12 protein-coding genes are annotated in these 11643 nt (G+C 69.5%); 8 read left to right on the top strand and 4 right to left on the bottom strand.

From position 1 onward, the window contains the following. The first annotated feature begins 147 nt into the window (after window positions 1-147). The 3 genes from OHA05_RS04270 to OHA05_RS04260 are packed head-to-tail and all read left to right on the top strand — an operon-like array spanning window position 148 to window position 3304. A complete protein-coding gene (locus OHA05_RS04270) occupies window positions 148-1443 on the top strand; it encodes an ABC transporter substrate-binding protein (RefSeq protein WP_313947750.1) in 1296 nt (431 codons plus the stop codon). A gap of 32 nt (window positions 1444-1475) precedes the next feature. Next, entirely contained in the window at window positions 1476-2390 is a 915-nt protein-coding gene (locus OHA05_RS04265; protein ID WP_328859866.1) for a carbohydrate ABC transporter permease, read from the top strand. Next, entirely contained in the window at window positions 2387-3304 is a 918-nt protein-coding gene (locus OHA05_RS04260; protein ID WP_328859865.1) for a carbohydrate ABC transporter permease, read from the top strand. Before OHA05_RS04265 ends, OHA05_RS04260 begins: the two co-directional genes overlap by 4 nt. 71 nt (window positions 3305-3375) lie before the next feature. Here the strand turns inward: OHA05_RS04260 and OHA05_RS04255 are convergent, their stop codons facing one another. Next, entirely contained in the window at window positions 3376-3930 is a 555-nt protein-coding gene (locus OHA05_RS04255) for a PASTA domain-containing protein (RefSeq protein WP_313947753.1), read from the bottom strand. Window positions 3931-4277: 347 nt separating this feature from the next. On the opposite strand from OHA05_RS04255, the gene OHA05_RS04250 reads away from it, so the two are divergent. Continuing rightward, window positions 4278-4820 (top strand): hypothetical protein, encoded by a 543-nt coding sequence (locus OHA05_RS04250; protein WP_313947754.1) that lies wholly within the window; start codon window positions 4278-4280, stop codon window positions 4818-4820. A 50-nt stretch (window positions 4821-4870) separates the two neighbouring features. Beyond that, entirely contained in the window at window positions 4871-5467 is a 597-nt protein-coding gene (locus OHA05_RS04245; protein WP_328859864.1) for a hypothetical protein, read from the top strand. Window positions 5468-5639: 172 nt separating this feature from the next. Here OHA05_RS04245 and OHA05_RS04240 read toward each other — a convergent pair whose 3' ends face one another. Beyond that, window positions 5640-5816: a hypothetical protein gene (locus OHA05_RS04240; RefSeq protein ID WP_313947756.1), complete on the bottom strand. Its 177-nt coding sequence runs from the start codon at window positions 5814-5816 to the stop codon at window positions 5640-5642. 231 nt (window positions 5817-6047) lie between these two features. Between OHA05_RS04240 and OHA05_RS04235 the strand changes: the two genes are divergently transcribed. After that, window positions 6048-7082, top strand: a complete 1035-nt coding sequence (locus OHA05_RS04235) for an NUDIX hydrolase (protein WP_313947757.1) — start codon at window positions 6048-6050, stop codon at window positions 7080-7082. A gap of 105 nt (window positions 7083-7187) precedes the next feature. Here OHA05_RS04235 and OHA05_RS04230 read toward each other — a convergent pair whose 3' ends face one another. Next, entirely contained in the window at window positions 7188-8552 is a 1365-nt protein-coding gene (locus OHA05_RS04230) for a dipeptidase (RefSeq protein ID WP_313947758.1), read from the bottom strand. 110 nt (window positions 8553-8662) lie between these two features. Here OHA05_RS04230 and OHA05_RS04225 point away from each other — a divergent pair, with 110 nt between their 5' ends. Then, entirely contained in the window at window positions 8663-9931 is a 1269-nt protein-coding gene (locus OHA05_RS04225; RefSeq protein WP_313947759.1) for a geranylgeranyl reductase family protein, read from the top strand. Window positions 9932-10207: 276 nt separating this feature from the next. Here OHA05_RS04225 and OHA05_RS04220 read toward each other — a convergent pair whose 3' ends face one another. Beyond that, window positions 10208-10657 (bottom strand): nitroreductase family deazaflavin-dependent oxidoreductase, encoded by a 450-nt coding sequence (locus OHA05_RS04220; protein ID WP_328859863.1) that lies wholly within the window; start codon window positions 10655-10657, stop codon window positions 10208-10210. 184 nt (window positions 10658-10841) lie between these two features. Here OHA05_RS04220 and OHA05_RS04215 point away from each other — a divergent pair, with 184 nt between their 5' ends. Further along, complete coding sequence (locus OHA05_RS04215) at window positions 10842-11558, top strand: TetR/AcrR family transcriptional regulator (protein ID WP_328859862.1); 717 nt, start codon at window positions 10842-10844, stop codon at window positions 11556-11558. Window positions 11559-11643: the final 85 nt, after the last annotated feature.

Below are 11643 nucleotides of genomic sequence, written 5' to 3'. Positions count from 1 at the left end.
CGCGTCAAAACCCTTGACGACACCCTTTTCTGGGAGTGAGATCCAATCCTCGCGTTGAGTTGTGTTGGGTTGCACCCCGAAGGAGGGGACATGGCGCAGTCATCGTTCAACAGTTCAGCGGCACCCGGGAGCGTGGCAGGACATCGGATGTCCCGACGGAACCTGCTGCGCGGCGCCGCGGCGGGTGCGGGTGCGATCGCGCTGCCCTCACTGCTCGCCGCGTGCGGCAGTGGTCCGGGCGGGGACGGCAAGACCGTCACCATGGGATCCAATTCGTCCGACCCCGTGCCGAAGAAGGCCTTCGCGGACGCGTTCGCCGCGTACGAGAAGCAGTCCAAGGAGAAGCGGAAGATCAAGGTCAACACCGTTGACCACAACACCTTCCAGGAGAACATCAACCGCTATCTGCAGGGCAAGCCGGACGATGTCTTCATGTGGTTCGCGGGCTACCGCATGCAGTTCTTCGCGAAGAAGGGCCTCCTGCACGACATCAGCGACAACTGGGAGGGCTACCAGGGCTTCTCGGCGGCGCTGAAGGCCCAGTCGACGGGCGAGGACGGCAAGCAGTACCTCACGCCGTACTACTACTACCCGTGGGCGGTCTTCCACCGGAAGAGCGTCTTCCAGCAGTTCGGCTACACGGCGCCAAAGACGCTCGACGAGTACATAGCCCTCGCCAAGCAGATGCAGAAGGACAAGCTCGTTCCCATCGCCTTCTGCGACAAGGACGGCTGGCCGGCGATGGGCACGTTCGACTACATCAACATGCGGACCAACGGCTACGAGTTCCACAAGAGCCTGATGGCCGGCAAGGAGGCGTGGACCGACAAGCGCGTCAAGGACGTCTTCGACACCTGGCGCAGCCTTCTTCCGTACTGCCAGCCCGCGGCCAACGGCCGTACCTGGCAGGAAGCCGCCACCAGCCTCCAGAAGAAGGAGACGGGCATGGCGGTGTTCGGACTCCCGCACCCCGGCGCCCAGTTCCCGAAGGCGGAGCAGGCCGACATCGACTTCTTCCCGTTCCCGGAGATCAACCCGGAGCACGGTCAGGACGCGGTCGAGGCCCCCATCGACGGCTTCCTGCTGGCGAAGAAGTCCAAGAACCTCAAGAACGACCAGACCATGGAGAGCGCGAAGGACCTGCTGAAGTGGCTGGCCACGGGCAAGGCCGAGGACATCTACCTCGCCAGTGACCCCAACAACATCGCGGTCAACGACCAGGCCGACATCTCCCGGTACACCGACATCCAGAAGAAGGCCGTCGAACTCGTCTCCGGCGCCAAGCAGATCTCGCAGTTCCTGGACCGCGACACCCGGCCCGACTTCTCCTCGACGGTGATGATCCCGGCCATCCAGACCTTCATCAACAAGCCGAAGGACGTGGACGGGTTGGTCAACAGCATCGAGCGGCAGAAGAAGAGCATTTTCGCCTCCGAAGGCTGACCCCCCACCATCTCTACTTGGAGCCATCACCCGTGCCGCTGAACACTCCGCGGCGCGCCGTACGACGAGGGCCGCGGCGCTTCACCCGCCGCGACCTCGCCGTGATGGGCGTGCTACTGGGCATACCGATCCTGCTCGACGTGGCCATTGTCTGGGGGCCGACGCTGGCCTCCGTCGTGCTGTCCTTCACCAGCTGGGACGGCATCGGGGACATCTCGTGGGCCGGCACGAAGAACTACGAGAACCTGTTCACGAACTACCCCGCCTTCTGGCCGGCCGCGCGCCACAATCTGCTCTGGCTGGCCTTCCTCGGGCTGGTCGCCACCCCGTTCGGACTGCTGCTGGCCGTCCTCATCGACCGGGGGGTGCGGTTCAGCAGGTTCTACCAGTCCACGCTGTACATGCCGGTGGTGCTCTCGCTCGCCGTCGTCGGATTCATCGCCCAACTGGTCTTCTCCCGCGACCAGGGCGCACTCAACGCGATCCTCGCGAACACCGACAACCCGACGGACTGGCTCGGCGACCCGGACCTGAACATCTGGATGATCCTGCTGGCGGCGGCCTGGCGGCACATCGGCTACGTGATGATCCTGTACCTGGCCGGCTTGAAGGCGGTCGATCCCTCGCTCAAGGAGGCGGCGTCGATCGACGGTGCCGGTGAGGCGCAGACGTTCTTCCGCGTCGTCTTCCCGACGCTCCGACCCGTCAACGTGATCGTCGGCGTGATCACCGTGATCGAGGCCCTGCGCGCCTTCGACATCGTCTACGCCGTCAACAAGGGCCGCAACGGCCTGGAGCTGCTGTCCGTACTCGTCACCGACAACATCATCGGCGAGGCCAGCCGGATCGGGTTCGGCTCCGCCATCGCCGTGGTGCTGCTGCTGTTCTCCATGGGATTCGTCGTGACGTTCCTGGTCCAGGAGATCCGTGGGGAGAAGAACCGATGATCGACACCGCCCCTGCGCCCGTCACCGCCCGGACCGAGAGCGCCGCGCCCCGCAGGCGCCGGATCCGTCCCGGCCGGTTCGGCGTGCACGCGTTCCTGATGACGGTCTCGCTGGCCTTCCTCGCACCGCTGCTGCTCGCGGTCTACGCCTCACTGAGGCCGTACGACGAGACCTCGCAGCACGGGTACTTCTCGCTGCCGAAGAAGCTCTCGTTCGACTACTACCAACAGGCCTTCAGCGACTCGGGGATGACGAAGTACTTCATCAACACCCTGATCATCGCGGTGCCCGGAGTGATCGTCACCCTCTTCTTCGCCTCCTTCGTGGCCTTCGCCGTGGCGCGCCTGAACATGCGCGGCTCAATCGTGCTGCTGATGCTGTTCACCGCGGGCAACCTGCTGCCGCAGCAGGTCATCGTCACGCCGCTGTACGTGATGTTCAACCGCATCCCGCTGCCCTACTGGATGTCGGACTCGATGACGATGTTCGACTCGTACTGGGCCGTCGTCTCCGTCCAGGTCGGATTCCAGATCGGCTTCTGCGTCTTCGTCCTCGCGAACTTCATGCGCACGCTGCCGAAGGAGATCCTCGAAGCGGCGATCGTGGACGGGGCGAGTGTGTGGACGCAGTACTGGCGCGTCACACTCCCGCTGTGCAGGCCGGCCCTCGCGGCCCTCGGCACACTCCAGTTCACCTGGATGTACAACGACTTCCTGTGGGCGCTGGTCTTCATCTCCGACGGCGACAAGCTCCCGATCACCTCGGCGCTGAACAACCTGCGCGGGCAGTTCTTCACGGACTACAACCTGCTGGCCGCGGGTTCGGTGATCGTGGCGCTGCCCACGCTGATCGTCTTCCTGCTGCTCCAGCGGCACTTCATCGCGGGACTGACACTCGGGTCCAGCAAGGGCTGACCCGCCCGTCGGCCGACCCGCAGCCCGACGCCCCCGCCGGTGACCGGCGGGGGCGTCCGCGTCCGTCCGCGTCAGGGGCAGGACTCGCTCAACTTGACCGTGCCGAAGTCCAGTTCGGTACCGACGTCGACGGTCCTGCCCGCCGCGACGCTCTGCGAGCACACCTTCCAGTTCCGGTCGAAGACCTGCATCCGGCCGGCCCCGGTGCTGTCGTGGGACGTCAGGATGAAGAAGCCCTCCGCCTGGGCGGAGTCCTGGGCCTCCTGGAGGCCCATGCCGACGAAGTCCAGGACCTTGGCCCGCTCGTCGGCGGGCGCCTTGGCGTCCGGGGGAGCGACGGCGGGCTTCGGTGCCGTCGTCTTCGGCGCCGCGGTCTTCGCGGCGGGCGCCTCCGGCTCGGCGACCGCCGGTTCCGCGGCCTTCGCCGTCACGGTGGCGGTCACCGTCGGCGCGGGATTCGCGGCCGTGGTGGTCGTCCTGGTCTCGCCGCCCGCCGAGCCGACGACGACGCCGAAGAAGAACAGCCCGACGGCGGACGGAATGACGACGCGTTTACGTGCCCAACCGGGCTTGGGCGCCGGCGCCACCGCCTGATACGGGGCGGTCGGCTGCTGGTTCCAGGTCATTGATCCCCCCAAGGATGCTTCGTGGAGACTTGACCGTAGCGGTCCGGTTCCGGCCGATGTGAAGCAGGGGTTCCGTTAGTGACGAACCTGTGACCGATCGTCATAGGGGAGGGGTGGGTGCGGGCTTCGGGGCTGCTCGGGTTCGCGAAGACTCAGGCCTCGGGTCGGCTGTGCACACCGGCTACGAGGGCGTCCCCGACGAGGCCGGCTGCCGAATCCCCCAGTGCAACCGCCGGTTCGGCCGGAGCGTCCCTCGCATTCAGTTGAAAAGCCGACGCAGCCCTCATCCTTGCCGATAGATTCGCTCACCCCCACAATCCGCCGCAGAACCATGTTGAGGGGACATCATGAGCGAGACCTACCCACCGCCGCCCTCGCAGCCGCCCACGGCGCCGGCGGCCCGCTCCCGCTGGAGCCACACCCTCACCGTCGCCCTCATCGGCTTTTCTGCCGGTGCCGGGATCGTCGGCGCTGCCTGGTGGGCCACAAGCGCCACCAGCGACAGCAAGGAGACGACGACAGTCTCAGCGGCGGCCAGCGCGACCACGGCAGCAGTCGGCAGCGAACCGTTCGACCTGACCGGCACGTTCGTCCTGACCGATGGCGTGATCAGCGACGGCGCCACGAGCTGCAAGGGGTCCGGCGGCTACGACGACATCGGCATGGGGACGTCCGTCACCGTGTACGACGCCGCCGGTGCCGTCATCGGGTCCAGCGGGCTGTTCATCTCCACGCACGACAAGACGGCCGGCACCTGCACCTACCAGATCGCGGTCGAGGCCGTGCCGGGTGGCCACGACTTCTATCAGGTCGAGATCTCACACCGAGGGAAGATCCAGCTCTCTGCGGCTGACGCCCGCGCCGGCAGCTTTGCCGGCTCCCTCGGCTAGCCCCGCACCCGTTCTGCACCACCTTCCGGTCACCAGAAAAGGAACCAACCGTGTCCCAGCAGTACCCGTACAACTCCCAGCCCCATCAGGCGTACCAGGGCGGCCCGGCGCCGTACCAGCCGCCACCCCCGCCGAAGAAGGGCATGTCCGCCTGGGCGATCGTCGGCATCGTCATCGGCGGACTGTTCGTCTTCCTCATCGCCCTCGGCGCCCTTGTGGGCGGTGGGGAGGACAAGGCGGACGCGGGGAAGACGTCCGACAGGACGGCGGTCGCCCCGGCCGAGGACGCGGACGCCAAGCCGGCCGACGAGCCCGCTCAGAAGCCCGCGGAGAAGAAGGCACCGGCCGAGCCGGAGAAGAAGAAGCTCACTTCGGCTGAGGAGTTCAAGGCGTTCGTCGCCAAGAACGGCACCCCGACCGAGCAGGCCGCCGTCAAACACGTGACCAAGGTGCAGGGCGCCGAGGAGCAGAACGACATCCTCGACTCGGTCGACGTGTACACCGACTTCACCGGCGGATTCATGAGCAAGGACCAGAACCAGGCCAAGCTGATCGCCTCGGCGTTCGCCGACTGGAAGGACTCCGAGAACGGGTTGGTGACCGTGTACGGCTCCGACGGAGACATGATCTCCAACGGCAACTTCTGATCTCACCGCGCATCGCGGCCCCGGCTTGCGGCTGGGGCCGCGTCTGCGTGTCCCGCTGAGCGGTCGGCACGGCTGACTGCCGGGCGAAGAGGCCACCCTGGGCATCGGCTCGCGCGGCAGGCGCGATGCAGAGCGCGCCCCGCCGCCGCAGCGACAGGGTCACGACCACCCGTCAGGTCACCGCGTCCGCGGAGTGCTGGGTCACGATCACCAGGAACGCGTCCGACTCGAGGTCCATCACGACCTCGGCCGGCTGGCCCTCGTCACGGCGCTGGCGGGCGAACTCCTCCGCGGGCCAGCTGCCTCGCGGGCCCCCGGCGGGGAACCACTCCAGTACCGTACGGCGCATCGCGCACCCCCTCTGTCTCTGCAGCTCCAACGACGCTCCGCCGCCCCATGTCACGGCCGGGCGCAGCTTTCGCTTCGTAGGGTGAGACGCGGCCCGCCGTCGTGCGGTGGCCGCGAATGGGCAACAGCACGGACACAGTTGCGTCCGCGATCAGGCTCCCGGTTCCCCCCACGCGTTTCCGTGGCAGGGTGTTGCGGGCAATCCACAGTGGGCTACGGAAGAGGGGGAACCGTGATCGTCTGGGTCAACGGTGCGTTCGGAGCGGGCAAGACCACCACCGCGCGCGAACTGATCGACCTGATCCCGAACAGCACGCTGTACGACCCCGAACTCACCGGCGGCGGACTCCGCCGGCTGCTGCCGCCGAAGCGGCTCGCCGAGGTGAGCGACTACCAGGACCTGCCGATCTGGCGGCGGCTCGTCGTGGACACCGCGGCGGCCGTGCTCGCCGAGCTCGGCGGTGTTCTCGTGGTGCCCATGACGCTCCTGCGACAGGAGTACCGCGACGAGATCTTCGGCGGCCTCGCGTCCCGTCGGATCCCGGTCCGGCATGTGCTTCTCCGCCCGGATGAAACGATCCTGCGCGAGCGGATAGCCACCCGCGAAGAGCCGGACATACCGGATGCCGAGCAGCGGGTCCGGCAGTGGGCCCTCGACCACATCGAGCCGTACCTCGCGGCCCTCGACTGGATCCGCGAGGACGCGCTGGTCGTCGACAACGGCAGCCTGGACCCCCGCAGCACGGCGCAGCGGATCGCCGACGCGGTCAGCAGTGGTGAGGCCCCGGTCTGCGAGATCGTGCAGACCCCGGAACCGACAGCCGAGACGCTGGCCGCCGGTGTGCTGCTCTTCGACGAGGAGGACCGGGTGCTCCTCGTCGACCCCACCTACAAGCCGGGCTGGGAGTTCCCCGGCGGTGTCGTGGAGCGCGGCGAGGCTCCCGCGCAGGCCGGGATGCGCGAGGTCGAGGAAGAGCTCGGCATCCAACTCGACCGGGTGCCCAGCCTGCTGGTGGTCGACTGGGAGCCGCCGAGGCCGCCCGGGTACGGCGGGCTGCGGCTGCTCTTCGACGGCGGACGGCTGCAGGGCCGGGTGGCCGGACGGGTCCTGCTGCCCGGGTCCGAGCTGCGCGGCTGGCGCTTCGTGGGCGAACAGGAGGCCGCCCACCTGCTGCCGCCCACTCGTTACGAGCGGCTGCGCTGGGCCCTGCGGGCGCGCGAGCGGGGGACGGTGCTGAACCTGGAAGCGGGCGTTCCCGTCGGCTGATCTTCCGCACGGCGCCTGTGGCGCGGCACAGGAGTGCGGCACGGGAGTGCGGCACCGGGGACCCGGCGGCTTCGCTGCGTGCGGAAGCCGCCGGATCCCACCGGCTCAGCCCTGCTTGGACGCCGCGTAGTTGACGAGGAAGTGCGCCTCGGCGACGGACAGCCGCTCCAGTTCCTCGGGCGACACGGACTCGTTCACCGCGTGGATCTGCGCCTCCGGCTCGCTCAGCCCGATCAGCAGGATCTCCGACTCCGGGTACAGCGCGGCGAGCGTGTTGCAGAGCGGGATGGAGCCGCCCATGCCGGCGGTCTGCATCTCCTCACCCGGGTAGGCGAGCCGCATCGCGTCGGCCATCGCCGCGTACGCCGGGCTGGAGACGTCCGCCTGGAAGGCCTGGCCCTGACCGGTCTGCTCCACGACGACCCGAGCACCCCACGGTGTGTGCGCCTCCAGATGCGCGGCCAGCAGCTTCGTCGCCTGCGCCGCGTCCTGGCCAGGCGGCACCCGCAGACTGATCAGCGCGCGAGCGCCCGCCTGCACGGACGGCGTCGCGCCCACGACGGGCGGGCAGTCGATGCCGAGGACGGTGACGGCCGGGCGCGCCCAGATACGGTCCGCGACCGATCCGGAACCGATCAGCCCGACGCCGTCCAGCACCTTGGCGTCCCGGCGGAAGTCGGCCTCCGGATACTGAAGCCCCTCCCACGTCGCCTCGCCGGCCAGACCGTCCACTGTCGTCGAGCCGTCCTCGGCGCGCAGCGAGTCCAGCACGCGGATGAGCGCGGCCAGGGCGTCCGGGGCGGCGCCGCCGAACTGGCCGGAGTGCAGATTGCCTTCGAGGGTGTCGACCTGGACACGCACCAGGGTCATGCCGCGCAGGGTGGCGGTCACCGTCGGCAGCCCCAGACGGAAGTTGCCGGCGTCGCCGATGACGATGGTGTCGGCGCTCAGCAGCTCGGGGTGAGCCTCGGCGTACTGCTCCAGCCCGCCCGTGCCCTGCTCCTCCGAACCCTCGACGATCACCTTGATGTTCACCGGCACCCCGCCGTTCGCCTTGAGGGCGCGCAGGGCGAGGAGATGCATGATGAAGCCGCCCTTGCAGTCGGCGGCACCGCGGCCGAACCAGCGGCCGTCGCGCTCGGTCAGCTCGAAGGGCGGGGTCACCCAGGCGTCGAGGTCCAGCGGCGGCTGGACGTCGTAGTGCGCGTACAGCAGGACGGTGGGCGCACCGGCCGGGCCGGGCAGGTACCCGTACACCGACTGGGTGCCGTCGGGGGTGTCGAGCACGGCGACGTCCTGGAAACCCTCGGACCGCAGGGCGTCGGCGCACCAGTTCGCCGCGGCCTCGCACCCGCTCCGGGGGAACTGCGCGGGATCCGCCACCGACGGGAAGGCCACCAGCTCCGTGAGCTCCGCCTTGGCGCGGGGCAGCAGGGATGCGACGGTCTCGGCTATCGGATCGGCGGTCATGGGCACGCTCCTCGTGGGTGCGACGTTGTGTGCTGTGTGTACGGCAAATGCGTGGCCGATCCTCCCACAGCGGTGGTGGGGTGACCGCGCCGTAGGATGCCGTCGAGAGCATGGGGCACGCGTCGGATCGGGAGCAGAACCACATCGTGAGCAGCGAGAACGGTGTCACCGGGGCAGGGGAAGCACAGGAGCACGACGAGACGGTGTGGGACGTGGTCGTCGTCGGCGCCGGGCCCGCGGGGGCATCGGCGGCATACGCGGCGGCGGTGGCCGGCCGTCAGGTGCTGCTGCTGGAGAAGGCCGAACTGCCGCGCTACAAGACCTGCGGCGGCGGCATCATCGGCCCCTCGCGCGACAGCCTGCCGCCCGGCTTCGAGCTGCCTCTGCTCGACCGGGTGCACGCGGTCACCTTCTCGATGAACGGCAAGCTGGCGCGTACGCGCCGGTCCCGGAGGATGCTCTTCGGGCTGATCAACCGGCCGGAGTTCGACGCCGGACTGGTCGAGCAGGCGCAGAAGGCGGGCGCGATTCTGCGCACGGGCGTCACCGTCTCCCGCGTCGAGCAGCACGGGCCCGCGGTCCCCGACCGGCGCACGGTCGCCGTGGTCACGTCGGACGGCGAGACCGTCCTGACCCGCGCGGTCGTGGGAGCCGACGGCAGCGCCAGCCGCATAGGGGCGCATGTCGGTGTGAAGCTCGACCAGGTGGATCTCGGCCTGGAGGCGGAGATCCCGGTGCCCGCGTCGGTGGCGGAGGACTGGGCGGGCCGGGTGCTCATCGACTGGGGCCCGATGCCGGGGAGCTACGGCTGGGTGTTCCCCAAGGGGGAGACGCTCACCGTCGGCGTGATCTCGGCCCGCGGAGAGGGCGCGGCGACCAAGCGCTATCTGGAGGACTTCATCGCCCGGCTGGGACTCGCCGGCTTCGAACCCTCGATCTCCTCCGGACACCTCACCCGGTGCCGCAGCGACGACTCACCGCTGTCCCGGGGCCGGGTGCTGGTGTGCGGCGACGCGGCAGGGCTGCTGGAGCCGTGGACCCGCGAGGGGATCTCCTTCGCGCTGCGCTCGGGCCGGCTCGCGGGGGAGTGGGCGGTACGGATCTCGGAGGCCCACGACGCCGTGGACGCCCGCCGCCAGGCGCTGAACTACGCCTTCGCGATCAAGGCCGGTCTCGGTGTCGAGATGGGCGTCGGACGGCTGATGCTGAAGATCTTCGAGCGCCGTCCCGGGCTGCTGCACGCGGCCATCAGCGGCTTCCGTCCGGCGTGGAAGGCGTTCGCGGACATCACCCGCGGTTCGACGACGCTCGCCGGCATCGTGCGGACGAACGGGATGGCCCGGCGGGCGCTGGAGGCGCTGGACCGGCGCGGGGGCTGACGGCTCCGGCGTTGGTGGGCTGCGGCGGTACGGCGGCCGAATTCCGGCATGGGTGGGCTCTGGCGGTACGGCGGCCGAGTTCGGCGGTGCCGCGCTTGGGGTTCCGGCGGTGGCGCGCTGGGGGTTCCGGCGGTGGCGCGGTTCCGGCGGTGCCGCGCCCGGGTTCTGACGGTGTTCGGGCCGGCGCCGGTGGTGCGCCGGAGCGCCGGTTCTGTGGATGTCCTAGCGCGGGCGGACGCGGCACGCGAACTCCGGTCCCGACGGGGGCGCCCCGGCTCAGTCGGTCACGGTGAGCCGGAAGACCGGGTGCTTGTGGGCCGCGGCGAGCAGCTCCTCGTCCGTGGACTTGGCGTTCACGTCGCCGAAGAAGCGTCCGACCTCCCAGCCCCAGCGCTCGAGGTACGTACGGAGCAGGGTGGGCTTCTCCTCGTCGGCGAGCTCGACGGCGGTGAAGTGCTGGGTCTTGCGGCCGAGCTGCAGGCGGCCACCGCCGGCGGCCCGCAGATTGCGCACCCACTGCGAGTGGCCGCGGGCGGAGATCAGATAGGGCCCGCCCTCGTAGGGGAGGGGGTTGACCGGGATGCTTCTCCATTCACCGCTCGTACGGCCGCGGACGGAGAGCTCCGCGGTGCCCATGAGGCTGATGCCCCGGCGGGCGAGCCAGGCGATCGAGCCGTTGATGATGGTGTCGAGGCGGCCGGGCTTGATGTAGTGCGTCTGCGACATGACGGTCCTCGGGTTCGCATGGTGTGGTGCTCGGTATCGAGAGCACTGCTCTCGCTTAAGAGCAGTGTGCACCCGTGGGGCGATCCAAAGCAAGAGCAGTGCTCTCGAAAGTGGCGACGACCCGCCATTCAGATCAGCGCTCTCGGAATAGTGCAGTGCTCCAAATCATGAGAGACTGCGCCCCATGACCACGATCCGTGGGGCCAGGGAACGAGCCCGTATCGAAGTGACCGCCGCCATCAAGGACGAGGCGCGCAAGCAGCTCGCGGCCGAGGGCGCCTCGAAGCTGTCGCTGCGCGCCGTCGCCCGTGAGCTGGGCATGGTCTCCTCCGCCCTCTACCGGTACTTCCCGAGCCGCGACGATCTCCTGACCGCCCTGATCGTGGACGCCTACGACGCGGTGGGTGCAGCCGCCGAGGCTGCGCTCGCCGGTGCGTCCGCCGCCGGACCGGCCGACCCCGTCGCCCGCTGGACCGCGGTCTGTTCCGCCATCCGTACGTGGGCGCTCGACCACCCCCATGAGTACGCCCTGATCTACGGCTCGCCGGTGCCCGGCTACAGCGCGCCCATGGACACCGTCGGACCCGCGTCCCGTGTCGGCCTCGCCCTGATCTCGGTCGCCCGTGACGCCCACCGCGCCGACGGTCTGGCGCTCCCGCCGCTGGGGGAGGCGCTGCGCGCCGAGGCCGACCGGCTCACCGCCGACATCGCCCCCGATCTGCCGGCGCCCGTCGTCGTGGCCCTCGTCGCCTCCTGGTCCCAGCTGTTCGGGCTCATCTCCTTCGAGCTCTTCGGCCAGTTCAACCGTGTCGTCGAGGAACGCGACGTCTTCTTCGCCCACACGGCGGCCCGCCTCGCGCACGAAGTCGGACTGCGGAGCCCGCGGGTCGCCGGAGCCTGATCCTGACGCGGACGGGCCGACGTCGGCCTCGGCGCGGCCCGCGGGGAGCGCGCGCCCGGCGCCGCCGCCCGCGCCCCCGCCCCAC

Source organism: Streptomyces sp. NBC_00306, assembly GCF_036169555.1.
Classification (GTDB): Bacteria; Actinomycetota; Actinomycetes; order Streptomycetales; family Streptomycetaceae; genus Streptomyces; species Streptomyces achmelvichensis.
This window is presented reverse-complemented; position numbering and strand designations above follow the sequence as displayed.